Genomic DNA, 15,026 nt, shown 5'->3' with positions numbered 1-15,026 from the left:
ACCGGAATGGGGATGGCGCGCAAATATACGCCCTGGCTGCGCACGATGCTTTCATGCGCATGCTTTCATCAGCGGGAAAGGCCCTTGGCCTCGAGCTCGGCGAGGTAGGCGGGCCACACGGTGTCGTGGGTGCGGCCGAGGTCGTACAGCGTGTCCCAACCGAAGATGCCGGTCGCGTGGCCGTCGTCGAAGCGAATGAGGATGCCGTAGTGGCCGGTGGGCTCGATGGCGGTGACGCCAACATCTCTCTTGCCCGCCACCAGCACCTTCTGGCCCTTGCCGTGGCCTTGCACCTCGGCACTGGGTGAGTTCACCCGCAGGTATTCGTAGGGCAGCCGGAAATGCTCGCCGTTATCGAAACTGACCTCGAGGACGCGCGAGGCCTGGTGCAGGGTGATATCGAGGGGGCGCGGGCGGTTCATTGGAGCCTTGGAGCCAGGTAGGAGCCCACCCTGTGGGCGACATCTTTTCGCGATCAGGCAACAGGTCCTGTGGCGTCACCGCGAACTGCATCGCGCACAGGGTGCGCTCCTACAAAGAGATCGAATCGTCTGAGATCAGGGCGCGTGGCCGAAGCCACCACCCGTGCCCTGCTCCAGCGGCGGCGGATCGCCGGCCACGGCCAGGAGCGAGGTGGCGTAGGCGTCTTCCATGCTCACCGTGGAGACCTCATCCCACGAGAAGAACGACGGCTCGCGCAGCCATTCCGCATCGGGGGTGATTTCCTGCATGTTGAAGCCATCATCGTCCACGCTGACCAGGCGGCCGATGTAGCAGACCTCTGCCTCGTCCTCGCTATCCACGTGCACGCCGATGACCGGCGCGTGCGCGGCGGCTGCCTTCACCACCTGGGTGATGTCATCCAGGGGGAAATCGGCCGGCGGCGTCGGGGCGATGCCTTTCAGGGCGAGCGCCTTCTCGAGGAAGCCGGCGTGCTTGTCCGGTGCCTCGAATTCGGAGATGTCGCGGTGCCGCATGATGTACATGCCGTCGTAGCTGACACCGTCGCCGATGACCCACAAAAGGAAGAACTCGCGGCCGACCCCGCCCACGTAGCCGCAGAAGCTGCCGTGTTCGAGTTCGTCGCGCCAGATACGAACGAGCTGGCCGCTGTCCTGCGCTTCACGCAGGGACGCACGCTGGCCGTTCGTTTTGAGTTGGATAACCTTGCCCATAGTGGTCAATATGTTACCGGAGGGACCATCCTTCAATGTTCAGAGGATGTAAGTTCACAGGATGTAACGGCTGAGGTCCTCGTCCTTCACGAGCGAAGACAGGTTTTTATCGACATATTCGGCGTCGATCACGTATTTTTCGCCGGATTTGTCAGCTGCTTCGAACGAGATCCGCTCCAGCAGGCGCTCCATGACCGTATGCAGGCGCCGCGCCCCGATGTTCTCGGTCCGCTCGTTGACCTGGAAGGCCACGTCGGCAAGGCGGTCCACGCCCGTGTCGGTGAAGTCCAGGGACACGCCCTCGGTATTGAGCAGTGCAACATATTGCTTGGTCAGCGCGTTGTTCGGCTCGCGCAAGATTCGCTTGAAATCGTCCACGGAAAGCGCGTTCAGCTCCACGCGGATGGGCAGGCGGCCCTGCAGTTCGGGGATCAGGTCGGAGGGCTTGGCCAGCGAGAATGCGCCCGACGCGATAAACAGGATGTGGTCGGTCTTGATCGGGCCGTACTTGGTCGAGACGGTGGACCCCTCGACCAGCGGCAGCAGGTCGCGCTGCACGCCCTCGCGGCTGACGCCGGCGCCGCCCCATTCGGAGCGCTGGGCCACCTTGTCGATCTCGTCGATGAAGACGATGCCGTTCTGCTCGGCGCTATCCACGGCGCGGGTGCGCAGTTCGTCGTCGTTGATCAGCTTGCCGGCTTCTTCCTCGATCAGCAGCGGGCGGGCCTGGCGGATGGTCATCTTCCGCTTCTGCGACTTCTGGCCGCCCAGGTTCTGGAACATCTTGCCCAGCTGCTGGCTCATCTCCTCCATGCCCGGCGGGGTCATGATTTCCACGCCCACGTTCATGGCGAAATCCAGCTCGATCTCGCGATCATCCAGGGCACCTTCGCGCAGCTGCTTGCGCAGCTTCTGGCGGGTGTCGTTCTCGATGGCCGGCGCAGAGGCACCCGTGTCATCCCAGCCCGAGGGCTGGCGTCGCGGCAGCAAGGCATCGAGCAGGCGATCCTCGGCGGCATCCTCGGCCTGGCTCGCCACGCGGCCCTTCGCCTGGTCGCGGACCAGCTTGTACGAGACATCGGCAAGATCGCGGATGATCGACTCCACATCCTTGCCGACATAGCCCACTTCGGTGAACTTGGTGGCCTCGACCTTGACGAACGGCGCGTTGGCCAGTGTGGCCAGGCGGCGGGCGATTTCGGTCTTGCCCACGCCGGTAGGGCCGATCATCAGGATGTTTTTCGGGGTGACCTCTTCGCGCATGCCCGGTTCCAGCTGCATGCGGCGCCACCGGTTGCGCAAGGCGATGGCCACGGCGCGCTTCGCGTCCTGCTGGCCGACGATGTAGCGGTCGAGTTCGTTGACGATTTCGCGGGGAGTCAGTTCAGACATCGGCTCAGAGCTCTTCGATCGAAACGTTGTGATTGGTATAGATGCAGATATCGCCAGCGATCTTGAGCGCTTTTTCGGCGATCGTGCGGGCATCCATATCGGTATTCTCCAGCAGGGCCAGCGCGGCGGACTGCGCGTAGGGGCCACCGGAACCGATGGCGATCAGGCCGTGCTCGGGTTCGAGCACGTCGCCGTTGCCGGAGAGGATGAGCGAGGCTTCCTTGTCGGCCACGGCCAGCATGGCCTCGAGGCGGCCCAGCCGGCGGTCGGTGCGCCATTCCTTGGCCATTTCCACGGCGGCGCGGGTGAGGTTGTAGCCGTGCTTGACCAGCTTCTCCTCGAACAGCTCGAAGAGCGTGAAGGCATCGGCAGTGGCGCCGGCGAACCCGGCCAGCACGTCGCCCTTGCCCAGGCGGCGCACCTTGCGGGCGTTCGACTTCATGACGGTGTTGCCAAGGGTGACCTGGCCGTCGCTGCCGATGACGACCTTGTCGCCGCGGCGGACGCAGACGATGGTCGTTGCGTGCATCGATTCCATGGGGGATTCCTTGTGGGAGACCGCAGAAATGGGGCCGCCGCGCCCGCCAACCAAGCCCGGCGCGTGCCTCAGGGCTTTGTCGTCTTTCGCTTCGCCCGCGGGTGGGCGGCGTCGTACACCCTGGCCAGGTGCTGGAAATCCAGGTGGGTGTAGATCTGCGTGGTGGCGATATCGGCGTGGCCGAGCAACTCCTGGACGGATCGAAGGTCGCCCGAGGATTCCAGCATGTGGCTCGCGAACGTGTGACGAAGCATGTGGGGATGCACCCGCTTCGCATGGCCGCTCGATAGCTTGGCCAACCGGGCCTGCACGGTTCGGGGACTGATCGGGCCGCCCTCGCGGCCTTTGAACACGGCCATCTCCGGCCCGGCACCGCCCAGCGTGGCAAGGCCACGCAAGGCCGCGATGGCAAACCGACCTACCGGCAGGATGCGGGTCTTGTTGCCCTTGCCCAGCACCCGTACCAGGCCCTCGTCCAGGTCCAGGTCGCCCCAGCGCAGGCCACACAGTTCAGCCAGGCGCAGCCCGCTGGAATAGAACAGTTCCATCATGGCGCTGTCGCGTGGGGCCAGGGTGCCGCCCAGGTTGGTTTCCACCAGTTCCTTGGCCTCATCGGCATCCAGCACCACGGGTAACTTGCGGCGGACCTTGGGCCCCCGTACCGCGGCGGCGGGGTCGTGTGCGAGCTGGCCTTCGCGGCTGAGGTAGCGGAACAGGCTGCGGCAGGCGGAAAGCAGTCGCTGCAGGCTGGCGGGTTGCAGGCCGTCGTTCTTGCCCTTGCCGCTTCCCCGGTGCTCACGCGCGATCATGGTGCGCAGACGCTCGGGACTCAGGCCGTCGAATGACTCCAGGCCATCGGCTTCCATAAACCGAAGCAGCTTTTCCAGATCACGCCGGTAAGCGGCCAGCGTATGCGCCGAGGGCGCCCGCTCGGCGGCGAAGTGGCGCAGGAAGGCCTCGACGGCCTCGCGCGGACTCACGCCGCCTTCCGGGCCCGTTCGATCGCCGAGCCGACGGTGGTGGAGATCATGTCCAGGAACAGCGTGCCCATGCCAGGGTGGAAGCGATCCGCATCGGCGCTGCCGATCGCCAGCAACGCATCCGCGCCCACCCGCATGAGCGCGGCGGAGCGCACATCGGGTGCGGCATCGCCGAACAGGCGGTGCAGCTTGTCCGGTGCCAGGCGGCCTGCCACCGGGTCGTTGTGCTGCAGGAACGACGCGAACTCGGGTAGCCCGGCGGTGCCACGCGGCTCACGCAGCAGCCAGGGCTCATCCGGCAACCCGGCCAGGTCGCCGAAGAACACCAGGCGCACGCGCTCCGAGTGGAAATCATCGGTGAGGCGGCGCACGACGTTACGCACGGTCTCCTCAATGTCCGTGGCGCCAAGCAACGCCAGCATCAGGCCATGCACGCGGCGCATCAGCGCCTCGTTCTCCCCCGCAATGGTGGACAGCTCACGCAGGCGGGTTTCCAACTGGGCGTTCTTGTCGCGAAGGACCCGAAGCTGGTGGACGGAAAGTGACGCCGCCGCTCCGTTCGCGCCGGGGAGCGTGAGCTCGCTGGCCAGGTCGGGGTAATCGGTGAGGAACCCGGGGTGCCGCCGCAGGTACGACGCCACGGTGGCTGGCTTGATGTCGCCGTCGATCGCGGTATCGGTCATGGCGCGGTTTTCCTGGTGATGCTCTGGCGTTGAGTGTGCCGCGTTCGGGTGCCCGCGTCACACCTCGCCTTCAAAAACGAATGCGGCCGGGCCGGTCATCCACAGGGTATGCCCCGGGCCGTGCCATTCGATGGTGAGTTCGCCGCCGGGCAGTGCCACGGCCACGACCGGTGCGGCCAGGCCAAGCGCCTGTGATACCGCCGCGGCGGCGCAGGCCCCCGTGCCACAGGCGCGAGTCCAGCCACTGCCGCGCTCATGCACGCGCAGCTTCAGTTGATCGGCGGTGGTGCGCTGGACAAAGCCGATATTGGCCCCCTGCGGGAAGATCGGGTGGTTCGTGAGCAGCGGCCCCAGGCGTTCAATGCGCGGATCGGCCAGGTCATCGACGAAGACGACGCCATGCGGGTTGCCCATGGAGACGGCGCCAAAGCTCACTTCCTCGCCATCCACGTGCAGCGTGTAGGTGGCATGGGGCGCGTGGTCGAGCGGGATATGTGCCGGGGTGAAGTCAGGCTCGCCCATATCCACGGTAACGGTGCTTTCATCCAGCACGCGCACCACGACGGGGCCCGATGGGCTTTCAAGACGCACCGGCACATCGCGTTCGATGACACCATCGCGATAGAGCCAGGCGGCCACGCAGCGCACGCCGTTACCGCACTGCCCTGAAGGCGAGCCGTCCGAGTTCCAGATGCCGTAGTAGAACTCGCAGGAAGGATCGCGAGGTGGCTCGATGCTGATCAGCTGGTCGAAACCGATGCCGGTATGCCGATCGGCCATCGCCTTGATCCGGGCGGCGTTGGGTACGCGCCCGGCGTCCTCGCGCCAATCCACGATCACGAAGTCGTTGCCGATCCCATGCATCTTGGTGAAGCGCGACGGCATGGCGGCGTTACTGGTGGATGATCGGATCGTACGGCGACAGCGAGGTGCTGACCGGCGCCGGCGAATCCACGGTCGATGCGCGGGCTGGCTCGACGTGGGGGCTGGTGGCGTCCTGCAGCGTCTGGCCCGTGTGGCCCTGCGGGGCGGCGGCCGCCGGTTTGGCCGTGGTACCGGGCGCGGGCGGCGGCGGCATGAACAGGTCGCCCTTCTGGCCGCAGCCTTCAAGGCTGGCCGCGGCGGCGCAAGCGAGGACAAGGGGCAGGATCAGTCGGCGCATGGGCGTCTTCCCGGAAACGGCGGCCAGTATAGCCCCGAGGCTCGTCAAAGCGACTTTTCCAGGCGCAGCGCATCCGCGCCATCGCCGTAGTACTTCGCATACTCGCCGATGCGGTGGTAGCCCATGCGCTCGTACAGGCGAATGGCTACCTGGTTGTCTTTCCTGACCTCCAGGCGCAATGCCCGGCAGCCTCGGGCACGCGCGGCATCCTCGGCGGCCTCGATCAGTGCCGAACCCACGCCCTTGCCGCGTGCCTGCGGCTTCGTGGCAATGGAATACAGGCGGGCCACGGTGGTTCCCTTGCGATAGAACACCACGGCGGTGCCAAGGAAGCGGCGATGGTTCGCACTGGCCACGAGCACCTGCGCGGTTTCACTGTCGAGATGCTTGCGGTACTGGGCGCGACTCAGGCGGTCGGTGTCGAAGGTCGCCTCTTCGAGGGCGACCAGGTCGTCGAGGTCACTGACCTCGGCGCGACGGACGCGTACCGCGGCGGTTACCGGGGGTGGACGCATGCGCTTTGGAGACTCCGGCGCGAGGGTGGGGGGCGGGGCAAGCGCGGCACTGTAGACCCGTGGCGGCGACGGATCAATGACTTTTTCCTAAATCCGCCTCGAAAGTGCCTGTGCATCACCTTGTATGCGGCCACGGCGCGGAACACACTGCGCCACCGGCGAACATCCGGCCCCGGGCGGGGTCGGTAGAAGGCATCCGCCGTGGAATCGAGGTCACATGAGCCGGCTCGTCATCGTCGTGGAAAAGGCCTCGGACTGGGGCTCGTATTACCCGTCCGCCGATGTCGTCAGCGCCATGGATTACCTCCGCGAACCCGTTGGCGGGGATGACGAGCGCACCCACGTCATCAACCTCTGCCGCAGCTACAAATACCTCGGTACGGGTTATTACGTGTCGCTGCTTGCCGAAGCCCGTGGGCATAAGGTCATTCCCTCGGTTCGCACGGTGAACGACCTGCGCCGCCGTTCGCTTTATGGCCTGCAGATCGATGACCTGAACGAAAAGCTGGAGAACTTCCTGCCCGCCGGCGGCCGTGACACCACCGATTTCGGCGTGCTCGTGTACTTCGGTGAAACCGCGTTCCCCGATCTGCAGGATCTTGCGAGGCAGATCTTCGATCACTTCCCGTGCCCGCTCATGCGCATCGAATTCGAGCGGGAACGTTTCTGGCAGATCTCGTCCGTGAAGCCGGTGGGCCTGCATACGCTGGACGATGCGCAGGAAGACGCCTTCGCTGCGGCGCTGGAGAAATTCTCGCGGAAGATCTGGCGTCGCCCACGTGCGCGCAAACAGTACCGTTATGACATCGCGATGCTGGTGGACCCCAACGAGTCCATGCCGCCGTCAAACAAGAAGGCGCTCAAGCATTTCATCGAAGCGGGGAAACATCTCGGCATCGACGTGGATCCGATCGGCAAGAACGACTACCAGCGGCTTGCCGAATACGATGGCCTGTTCATTCGCGAGACGACGGCGAGCGATAATCACACCTACCGCTTCGCCCACCGTGCCGAGCGCGAAGGCATGGTGGTGATGGATGACCCGACCTCCATTCTGCGCTGCACGAATAAGATCTTCCTCAACGATCTGATGGTGTCGCGCAAGCTCGCGACGCCGAAGACCGAGATCCTTTACCGCGACGATATCCGCCGCCTGCGCGAATTACCCGAGCGCCTGGGTTTGCCGATCGTGCTGAAGATTCCCGACGGGTCGTTCTCGCGCGGCGTGGTGAAAGTGGAATCGGCCGAGGCGCTGGAGAAAGCGGCAAGTGAGCTGTTTTCGCACAGCGCCCTGCTTATTGCGCAGGAATATCTTTACACGGAATTCGACTGGCGCATCGGCGTGCTGAACCACGAGCCACTGTATGCCTGCCAGTACTTCATGTCGCGCGGGCATTGGCAGATCTATAACCATGGCGCGAAGGGCACCGCGAAATCCGGTGGCTTCCGCACCGTGCCCGTGCGCGAGGCGCCGTCGGATGTGGTGAAGCTGGCGCTGAAAGCCACGCAGACCATCGGTGATGGGCTGTACGGCGTGGATCTGAAGCAGGTGAATGAACGGCCGGTGGTGATCGAGGTCAACGACAACCCTTCGATTGACGCGGGTGTGGAAGACGCTTATCTGGGCGAGGACCTCTACCTGCGAATCATGCAGGAGTTCCTGCGGCGCCTGGAGCTGAAGCGGTTAGGCATCCAGCCCTGACGGCGTGGATCGATCGTAGGAGCGCACCCTGTGTGCGACATCTTTCGCGATAGCGCCACAGAACTCGCAGTTCGATCGCGAACGGCGTCGCCCACAGGGTGGGCTCCTACACGCGCGATCGGGGTCTCAGCGGCGCAACAAGCTGGCGATCAACGCCAACGGCAACCGCGGCTTCAACGCCACCAGCACGCTCATGGGTGCCAGCAGCAACCAGAACGTCGGCGTCCAGCCCAATGCCTCGCTCCGCCCGGACAGCGGCGTAAGCAGCAACAACAGCATGCCACCGGCCAGCCAGGCCAGGGCGATCAGGGCGATGGTGCGGCGCGGGGTCAGCATGTCGTGCATGGCGTACTCCTTGAAGGGGGCATGGGCCGATCCTCACCCGCCCCCGTCTCAAAGACCGCGACCGTTGACCGTACGTTGATGCGCTTCGTCGCAGCCTGCCCCCATGAGCCGCTTTCCCGCCATCTTGCTTCTCATGGCCGGTGTCGCCGCCACGGGCTGCGCGGCCGATGCGCCGCTGAAAACCGTGGACCACGTGGACCTGCCCCGCTACATGGGCACCTGGTACGTGATCGGCACCATCCCCAACATGTTCGAGCGGGGCAAGGTGGCCACGGCCGATGAATACCGGCTGCGCCCCGACGGCACCATCGATAACTGGTTCCATTACCGCAAGGGTTTCGACCAGCCCGCGAAACGCTGGCACGGTACGGCGTGGCTGCCCGACCCCAGGGACGCCAGCCGCTGGAAGGTGCAATTGCTGTGGCCGTTCCGCTCCGATTACTCGATCCTGGCCCTTTCCGATGATTACCGGGTCAGCATGGTCGGCCTGCCCTCGCGCAAGCTGTTGTGGGTACTGGCCAAGGATCCCGTCATCGACGATGCCGTCTACCGCCGGCTGCTCGAGCTGGCGCGCGAGCAGGGCTACCCGGTGCACCAGATGCGCAAAGTGCCGCAGCGCCCGGAAGACGACGGCAAGCCGGGATACCTCTAGGCCTTGGTAGAATCAGCGCACCGGGCACAGGGTCCGGCGTCGAGCCAGGAGACTCCATGAGCGCTGAAGCGCCACGTTTCGCCGTATTCGGTCATCCCATCGCCCATTCGTTGTCGCCGGAGATCCATGGCGCGTTCGCGAAGCAGCTGGGCATTCGCCTCGAATACACGACGATCGACGCCGCGCCGGCCGATTTCGACGCCGCCGTGCGCCAGTTCTTCGCCCAGGGTGGCGTCGGCGCCAATGTGACCCTGCCGCACAAGCACGCCGCCTTTGCGCTGGCCGATGAGCGTAGTGAAGCCGCTGTGCGCACGGGCGTGGCCAACACCCTCACCCGCCTGCCGGATGGGCGCATCGCCGCGCACAACACCGATGGGGGTGGCTTCGTGCGTGATATCACCGAGCGCCATGGCTTCGACCTGCGCGGCCACGATGCCCTGTTGCTGGGTGCGGGCGGCGCGGCCAAGGCCGTGGCATGGGCCCTCATGGATGCTGGCGTGCAGACGCTGACCATCGTGAACCGCACACCGGAGCGCGCCGACGAGATCGCCGATGCGATCGGCGAGCCGGCCCGCTGCCACACCCGTTACTGGGATGGCCTGGCTGGCGAGTGCTTCGACCTGGTGGTCAATGCCACCTCCATCGGTGTGACGGGCGGCGATTTCGACCTGCCGATGTCCATTGTCCAGGAGCATTCCACGGCGTACGACCTCTGCTACGGCGCCGCCGCTGCGGGCTTCAAGGGTTGGGCCGTCGCCGCCGGCGTGCGCCCCGACTGGTTCCGCGACGGCCTGGGCATGCTGGTGGAACAGGCCGCCGACGCGTTTGAACGCTGGCACGGCCAGCGCCCGGACACCGACCCGGTGTACCGGGAGCTTCGCCAGCGCTACTAGACCCTAGCGCGGCGCAATCAAATGCGGTTTCGGAGTCCACGCAAGTTGACGCCGCTGACATGTACTGCAGAATAGCACTTCGCTTTAAAGGCAAAGACCTGAATGAAGAGTGCCGGTTCGACCCTGTGCCGAGAGGCCGCCCCCGCTTTCTCCGTCGACACGGCAAAATTGACATGCGGGCAGGACGATGCCGTGGCCACTAGCAAGGAATCGTCGAGCGAGTGGCTGGCGGACGGTGTTGGACGACTTTTGGAAAGAGGTCTAACCAGAGACCATCGGCGCAAACACGGAATTTACTTTTCGGGCAAATTCTGGAGCGAGCGCCTTCGTACGATGCTGCCCCGCGACGACTACCGGCGCTACTTCGATCCCGCCTGTGGTATTGGCGATCTCCTTGTAGCAATCGCCGCAGTCCGACCTCTTGAGGCCTCGCTTCAAGCGACCATTCAATCTTGGAAACAAGTTTTCTTCGGGACAGATACTGAATCGACGTTTCACGAGGTCGTTTGGGAAAGATTGGTCTCGATCGCGAGAACTCGACATGGCGCGAAGACGAAAAGCGACCGCCCTCGATTCGAAGGAATTCATTTTAACCAGGCGGATGGTCTAGCTTCCGAGTGGGACATCTCAGAAGACGATTGCATAATAATGAATCCGCCATTCCACATGATGCAAGCGCCATCTTGGTCGTCTCTTACGTCAGGGAAGGTGACGGCGGCGGCCCTCTTTCTTGAGAAAGCACTGAGGAACGCAAAAGTCGGGACGACAATTGCAGCAATTGTTCCAGAAGTTATCAGAAGTGGAACTCGTTTCGAGAAGTTACGATCGCTAATTAACGAAGTCTGTACGATTCACCACTTTTCAGCGGAAGGCCGCTTCAGCGGAGAGGCGGACATTGACGTTGCTCTGCTGGTAGCGACTTACTGTGGTAAGAGCAACAGTGCCGCTAGTGGCTTGCCGGCTTCGCTGGAGAGTGTATTAGGCGATGATTTCGAGGTGCGTGTCGGAACCGTTGTACCTCATCGACCGAAACTGCAGAAGAAGAGTCGGCCATACTTGGACGTTGCCGGGGCGCCTACATGGTGCGAGGTTACAGTGTCGCGAAAAGAGCACTATGCCGATAAGGCATTTTCGCCACCATTCGTCGTTGTAAAGCGAACATCAAGCCCAAGTGACAAGAAGCGAGCAAGGGCGACAATCATAAAGGGTGACAAGCCGGTATTGGTAGAAAATCATCTGATTGTGCTTCTGCCAAAGCGACGAACGCTCAAAGAATGTCGGGCGGCTATGAAGGTACTTCGTAGTGAAGACACAGATGTGTGGTTAAACGGAGAGTTAAGGTGCCGACATTTGACAGTAAAAGTGGTGAAGAAAATCCCCTTCAGTCGACCCTAAGCGCGCCCCTTCTTAGGTCGCTTAACATCAATGGGCTCATAGGGCACAGCCTCAGCACCTGCTTTCGTGACTTGGAACGCATCGCCGATTGCGTCAACAGCGCGAAGTGCAAACTGCGGATCCACGCCGGGCTCTTTCACGAGAGCCCGAATTTCGTCTACTAAGCAACTAATATCAGTCGACACGCGTGCATAAACCCGCGCGCGTATCAGTTGGGGACGATTTAAGTACAGCCGTTCTATCAGGTATCGAGCGCTCGCCTGGCCCCCATTGACGAACCCGTTATTGTCGACGGTCATAATCGCGTTATAGTCGAACACGATTGGTGATGGATAAACGTAGAGGTCTCCCCGTTTACTGTCGTCGCCATCATCGTCATCAGCGTGGGGCCAATCATCGCTCTTGAACGTATTGCATATCGAACAGGCATAGAAGAGATTGCAGTAGTCGTTCTCGCGCTCCTTGTATATGCTCTTCGGCCGGAAATGCTCGACATGATAGTTTCGCAAGCCGCCGAACTTTGACTCATGAATCGCGCAATATACACACTGATTTTGACCCTCAGTCCTTAGCGGCTCCTTCCAATCCTTGTAGGTCCCTTTGGTGGGAAATTGACCTGGCTCCTTTGCGATCTTTATCCACTTCATGAAGATTTCTTTGCGATTGACTCTCGGATGTCGTTCGCAAGCGACCGAAGCTCAGCAAGAACTGTGATTGCGCCGTCAACGACTTGTTCGGCAGACTGCTCCGCCGGAGCGCTAGACGCCAAAAATCTCGTTCGGAGCGCGTTGAGTCGGTCTTGCTCCCCTTCTGAGAGCTCTCCTACTGCTCGCGCCTCGGCAAGCCTGCCCATCTCAGACAAATCTGCGGTGTTCTCATCGACGAAGCGCGTTCCAGCCCGAATCATTCGTTCGATGTAAACATCTGCCCTCGCGTTAAAGGTTCCCCTCGCGATAATTCCATCGAGCGCACCACCCTCTCCCTCAAGCTCTTCCGTGTCTGCGACCGCAGTAATGATGAACTGGGGAAGTGTAGGCAGTCTTTCTCTAAGATACTGAGCCACAGCATGCCCAGTGTAGTCTACGGCTTCGTCATCGTCGCCAAGCCGATCACCTAACTTCTCATCAAGGATGAGCACTGTGACATCGTTTTCGACAATCCACGCATCGTATTCCTGGATGCGCTTGAGCGGCGCCGAGTCAATTACCTCCCAGTCGTTGCGCTCTATACGGCGAAGCTTTTGCTTGATCCGACGACCCAGCGTTACTCGCGATGCACGAGTATCGTCAACTATTGCTATGCACGGCATTATCGCGACCCCACTTTGCTTGGCATCGATATCTCCACCAAGGCACCGCCGTGCGGCCCTTTTCCTACTACGTCAGCCGTCGCGTTCATCTCTCGAACGATTGAGCTAACGATAGTTAGACCCAAGCCTGTGCCGACCAGGTTCCCTTTATCATCGCTCTTCGTGGAGAAGAGGGGATCCCATATTCGCGCAAGATCTGCTTTCGAAATCCCGGCGCCGGAATCCGCTACAGAAAGCTTGATGATTGGATTCCCCGGAGTCGTCCTCCACGCTTTTAGCTCTACGAGTCGTGCCCGAGTCCTGAGGCTCGCCGCATGATAAGCGTTGGTCAATAAGTTCAATGCAACCGATTCGACGTCCATGGCGAAGCCGCGCACGGCAAGACCTTCCGCAATAGAAAACCGCAGACTAATCTCCTTCGCATCGAACAGGGGTTTGATCTCTGCCACAAGGCCCCGTAGTAGTCTCGTGACATCTACATTGGTCCTTTTACGTTTGTCTCGCTTAATACGGACAAGTGAGAACTGTCCCCACAGGGCAACGCGATCGATTGCCTGATTCGCAACCGCAATTTCCTCTCGGCAAGCCTCTAGATCTGGATCTTCGTCGTCAAGCTCTTCGGATACGAATCCGTTGGAAAGTTTGACTTGAGCCAATGCGCTCTCGGTTTCATGGCCGAAGACCGCTGAGGAGATGCCAACCGTGGCTAGCCCTCGGTAGATGACACTTTCATTGGCAAGCTCCTCGAATCTTTGCTCGGCACGTTGAAACGTTTCCGTTGCTATTCGTAGACGTGCCGCGGCTTGCTCCACCGCTTTCCGCGGATCGGTAGGCGAACTCAATTGCTTGGTGAGGCCCTCAAGGGTCGCTTTCATGCCGGCTATAACTTCAGGAACCGACTCTTGGACGGGTGCTGAGGGAACAGGCTTTTTGGCGACGAATGCGCGGTGATACTCGCCCTCAAGGAGCTGTATACATCTTAAAACAGCGGTACGCAGCGTTGAAAAGCCAGGACCTTGGACGAGCCCTTCTCGAGCAGCGCTATCGAGAAGCGACTTGTTTGAGTCGCGACCGATATAGACGGCGCCAGTAACTTGATTCGCCGCAAACTTGAACGTTGTTCTTCCCGCGCCGGCAGGATCTCGAGTCTTGCGCGCAGCCAATCCTAGCCAATCGCCTTCTGGGTGATCCAAATCGCCATAAGGTTTCACGCGGATGCGGTCACGGTACATGCGTACCCCCGCATTTCGGTCAAGGTACTGCCGCAAATCTCGGAGAGACAAGCCTGGGGCGAGAGATGCAGCGGAGCGAAGATGAAACGCGAGGACTACCCTGACTTTTCCGATGCTATAGGAAGACGTCGATTTGCTGCTGGCTTTCCAGGCGATCTTATCCTTTACGACAATATCGCGTCGCTCAGGGTCATGAGGCGAACGCGCAGTTATTGTGTATGAGAGCGTACCTTTGCTATCGAACGTGCCGTCGAACGCCAATTCAGAGCTGGCGTCATAGAATGACTGTAGGCGCTCCGCAGGCGCGTTAGGGCGTGTCAGCCAAATCTGAAAGTCATCATTATCGGCGCCAGGGGCAACCAAGGTCGAAAGTTCGACCGCAAGTCGGTTGAGATCATCCGAGGTCCAGCCCTGACGTAACTCCCGGATCTGAATCTCCGTGCCGGATGGAGCAGGATCGCCATTAGGAAGGCGCGGAAGCTTAGGCTTCGGATCGGCGAGATTCTGGACTTGGACTGATGTGATGTCGGCACCATCCGTCTCAAAATCGTTCCAATTAACACGAATGCCCACAGCACCGCGCGGCGACTGTTGAGAGCGCAGATCGAGAATCGCCCCAAGGCGATCCGCTGAAAGGCGACCGATGCCTTTTTCGCCCGTCTCCCTTCGGCCTCGCTTGCTCATCGTGCGTATGCGTTTCTCAGAGTAGCCCACCCGCAACCACTTCTGATCGACGTCGGCTGATGACATGCCGTGCCCATTATCGGCAATTCGGATTAGCCCTTTCTGCGGGTCAACCACGTCGTCGCCAACGATCTCAATATCCACCCGCTGAGCGTCGGCGTCGTAAGCATTCTTGATTAGTTCGACCAGGGCAGTCGAATGATCCTTAATGCTCTCGCGACCGAGACTCAGAAGAACGCGTGCGTCGACTCTAAAACTACGCGAATTGCTCACAGCGTCCGCCCCCTAAGGCCTCTCAATCGAATCTTTCCATTGGACGCGAACTCTATCAGAGCCAGTTGCAAAAAAATCTAGCGAGCCGAGTGGCGC

17 protein-coding genes are annotated in these 15,026 nt (G+C 61.6%); 4 read left to right on the top strand and 13 right to left on the bottom strand.

Annotation, left to right across the window (positions count from 1 at the left end):
- Window positions 1–68 precede the first annotated feature (68 nt).
- The 9 genes from L2Y97_RS22215 to L2Y97_RS22175 form a co-directional block, all read right to left on the bottom strand.
- On the bottom strand, window positions 69–422 hold the full coding sequence (locus tag L2Y97_RS22215) for a gamma-butyrobetaine hydroxylase family protein (protein ID WP_247431220.1): 354 nt from the start codon (window positions 420–422) through the stop codon (window positions 69–71).
- A 135-nt stretch (window positions 423–557) separates the two neighbouring features.
- Entirely contained in the window at window positions 558–1,175 is a 618-nt protein-coding gene (locus L2Y97_RS22210; protein WP_247431218.1) for a hypothetical protein, read from the bottom strand.
- 54 nt (window positions 1,176–1,229) lie between these two features.
- A complete protein-coding gene (hslU, locus tag L2Y97_RS22205) occupies window positions 1,230–2,567 on the bottom strand; it encodes an ATP-dependent protease ATPase subunit HslU (protein ID WP_247431215.1) in 1,338 nt (445 codons plus the stop codon).
- 4 nt (window positions 2,568–2,571) lie between these two features.
- Window positions 2,572–3,105, bottom strand: a complete 534-nt coding sequence (hslV, locus tag L2Y97_RS22200) for an ATP-dependent protease subunit HslV (RefSeq protein WP_247431212.1) — start codon at window positions 3,103–3,105, stop codon at window positions 2,572–2,574.
- Window positions 3,106–3,173: 68 nt separating this feature from the next.
- Window positions 3,174–4,085, bottom strand: coding sequence for a tyrosine recombinase XerC (locus L2Y97_RS22195; RefSeq protein ID WP_247431210.1), 912 nt, complete (start codon window positions 4,083–4,085; stop codon window positions 3,174–3,176).
- Complete coding sequence (locus L2Y97_RS22190) at window positions 4,082–4,768, bottom strand: DUF484 family protein (RefSeq protein WP_247431208.1); 687 nt, start codon at window positions 4,766–4,768, stop codon at window positions 4,082–4,084. The genes L2Y97_RS22195 and L2Y97_RS22190 overlap by 4 nt, the downstream gene beginning before the upstream one ends.
- Before the next feature lie 57 nt (window positions 4,769–4,825).
- Window positions 4,826–5,653, bottom strand: a complete 828-nt coding sequence (gene dapF / locus L2Y97_RS22185; protein WP_247431206.1) for a diaminopimelate epimerase — start codon at window positions 5,651–5,653, stop codon at window positions 4,826–4,828.
- A gap of 7 nt (window positions 5,654–5,660) precedes the next feature.
- Window positions 5,661–5,930, bottom strand: a complete 270-nt coding sequence (lptM, locus tag L2Y97_RS22180) for an LPS translocon maturation chaperone LptM (RefSeq protein ID WP_247431204.1) — start codon at window positions 5,928–5,930, stop codon at window positions 5,661–5,663.
- Window positions 5,931–5,974: 44 nt separating this feature from the next.
- Complete coding sequence (locus L2Y97_RS22175) at window positions 5,975–6,445, bottom strand: GNAT family N-acetyltransferase (protein WP_247431201.1); 471 nt, start codon at window positions 6,443–6,445, stop codon at window positions 5,975–5,977.
- A 217-nt stretch (window positions 6,446–6,662) separates the two neighbouring features.
- Here L2Y97_RS22175 and L2Y97_RS22170 point away from each other — a divergent pair, with 217 nt between their 5' ends.
- Entirely contained in the window at window positions 6,663–8,147 is a 1,485-nt protein-coding gene (locus L2Y97_RS22170) for a RimK family protein (protein ID WP_247431198.1), read from the top strand.
- 126 nt (window positions 8,148–8,273) lie between these two features.
- Here the strand turns inward: L2Y97_RS22170 and L2Y97_RS22165 are convergent, their stop codons facing one another.
- Window positions 8,274–8,492, bottom strand: coding sequence for a hypothetical protein (locus tag L2Y97_RS22165; protein ID WP_247431196.1), 219 nt, complete (start codon window positions 8,490–8,492; stop codon window positions 8,274–8,276).
- A 103-nt stretch (window positions 8,493–8,595) separates the two neighbouring features.
- On the opposite strand from L2Y97_RS22165, the gene L2Y97_RS22160 reads away from it, so the two are divergent.
- From L2Y97_RS22160 to L2Y97_RS22150, 3 genes are all read left to right on the top strand, one after another.
- Window positions 8,596–9,144 (top strand): lipocalin family protein, encoded by a 549-nt coding sequence (locus L2Y97_RS22160; RefSeq protein ID WP_247431193.1) that lies wholly within the window; start codon window positions 8,596–8,598, stop codon window positions 9,142–9,144.
- Between the two features lie 56 nt (window positions 9,145–9,200).
- Window positions 9,201–10,037: a shikimate dehydrogenase gene (gene aroE, locus L2Y97_RS22155; RefSeq protein WP_247431190.1), complete on the top strand. Its 837-nt coding sequence runs from the start codon at window positions 9,201–9,203 to the stop codon at window positions 10,035–10,037.
- Window positions 10,038–10,229: 192 nt separating this feature from the next.
- The gene (locus L2Y97_RS22150) at window positions 10,230–11,432 is read left to right on the top strand and encodes a DNA methyltransferase family protein (protein WP_247431187.1); all 1,203 of its coding nucleotides are present in this window, start codon (window positions 10,230–10,232) and stop codon (window positions 11,430–11,432) included.
- On the opposite strand, the gene L2Y97_RS22145 is transcribed toward L2Y97_RS22150, so the two are convergent.
- The 3 genes from L2Y97_RS22145 to L2Y97_RS22135 are packed head-to-tail and all read right to left on the bottom strand — an operon-like array spanning window position 11,429 to window position 14,930.
- The gene (locus L2Y97_RS22145) at window positions 11,429–12,079 is read right to left on the bottom strand and encodes an HNH endonuclease (RefSeq protein WP_247431184.1); all 651 of its coding nucleotides are present in this window, start codon (window positions 12,077–12,079) and stop codon (window positions 11,429–11,431) included. The genes L2Y97_RS22150 and L2Y97_RS22145 overlap by 4 nt on opposite strands.
- On the bottom strand, window positions 12,076–12,741 hold the full coding sequence (locus tag L2Y97_RS22140) for a hypothetical protein (RefSeq protein ID WP_247431182.1): 666 nt from the start codon (window positions 12,739–12,741) through the stop codon (window positions 12,076–12,078). The genes L2Y97_RS22145 and L2Y97_RS22140 overlap by 4 nt, the downstream gene beginning before the upstream one ends.
- Window positions 12,741–14,930, bottom strand: a complete 2,190-nt coding sequence (locus tag L2Y97_RS22135; protein ID WP_247431179.1) for a sensor histidine kinase — start codon at window positions 14,928–14,930, stop codon at window positions 12,741–12,743. The genes L2Y97_RS22140 and L2Y97_RS22135 overlap by 1 nt, the downstream gene beginning before the upstream one ends.
- Between the last annotated feature and the right edge of the window lie 96 nt (window positions 14,931–15,026).

Source organism: Luteibacter aegosomatissinici, assembly GCF_023078495.1.
Classification (GTDB): Bacteria; Pseudomonadota; Gammaproteobacteria; order Xanthomonadales; family Rhodanobacteraceae; genus Luteibacter; species Luteibacter aegosomatissinici.
The sequence above is the reverse complement of the archived record's forward strand: the minus strand, read 5'-3'. Positions and strand labels throughout refer to the sequence as shown.

Excerpts from the sequence above, each read along its gene's own strand:
- L2Y97_RS22145 (WP_247431184.1), bottom strand. The coding sequence starts at position 12,079 with ATGAAGTGGATAAAGATCGCAAAGGAGCCAGGTCAATTTCCCACCAAA.
- hslV (WP_247431212.1), bottom strand. The coding sequence starts at position 3,105 with ATGGAATCGATGCACGCAACGACCATCGTCTGCGTCCGCCGCGGCGAC.
- L2Y97_RS22140 (WP_247431182.1), bottom strand. The coding sequence starts at position 12,741 with ATGCCGTGCATAGCAATAGTTGACGATACTCGTGCATCGCGAGTAACG.
- aroE (WP_247431190.1), top strand. The coding sequence starts at position 9,201 with ATGAGCGCTGAAGCGCCACGTTTCGCCGTATTCGGTCATCCCATCGCC.
- L2Y97_RS22190 (WP_247431208.1), bottom strand. The coding sequence starts at position 4,768 with ATGACCGATACCGCGATCGACGGCGACATCAAGCCAGCCACCGTGGCG.
- lptM (WP_247431204.1), bottom strand. The coding sequence starts at position 5,930 with ATGCGCCGACTGATCCTGCCCCTTGTCCTCGCTTGCGCCGCCGCGGCC.
- L2Y97_RS22160 (WP_247431193.1), top strand. The coding sequence starts at position 8,596 with ATGAGCCGCTTTCCCGCCATCTTGCTTCTCATGGCCGGTGTCGCCGCC.
- dapF (WP_247431206.1), bottom strand. The coding sequence starts at position 5,653 with ATGCCGTCGCGCTTCACCAAGATGCATGGGATCGGCAACGACTTCGTG.
- L2Y97_RS22210 (WP_247431218.1), bottom strand. The coding sequence starts at position 1,175 with ATGGGCAAGGTTATCCAACTCAAAACGAACGGCCAGCGTGCGTCCCTG.
- L2Y97_RS22170 (WP_247431198.1), top strand. The coding sequence starts at position 6,663 with ATGAGCCGGCTCGTCATCGTCGTGGAAAAGGCCTCGGACTGGGGCTCG.
- L2Y97_RS22215 (WP_247431220.1), bottom strand. The coding sequence starts at position 422 with ATGAACCGCCCGCGCCCCCTCGATATCACCCTGCACCAGGCCTCGCGC.
- hslU (WP_247431215.1), bottom strand. The coding sequence starts at position 2,567 with ATGTCTGAACTGACTCCCCGCGAAATCGTCAACGAACTCGACCGCTAC.
- L2Y97_RS22165 (WP_247431196.1), bottom strand. The coding sequence starts at position 8,492 with ATGCACGACATGCTGACCCCGCGCCGCACCATCGCCCTGATCGCCCTG.
- L2Y97_RS22175 (WP_247431201.1), bottom strand. The coding sequence starts at position 6,445 with ATGCGTCCACCCCCGGTAACCGCCGCGGTACGCGTCCGTCGCGCCGAG.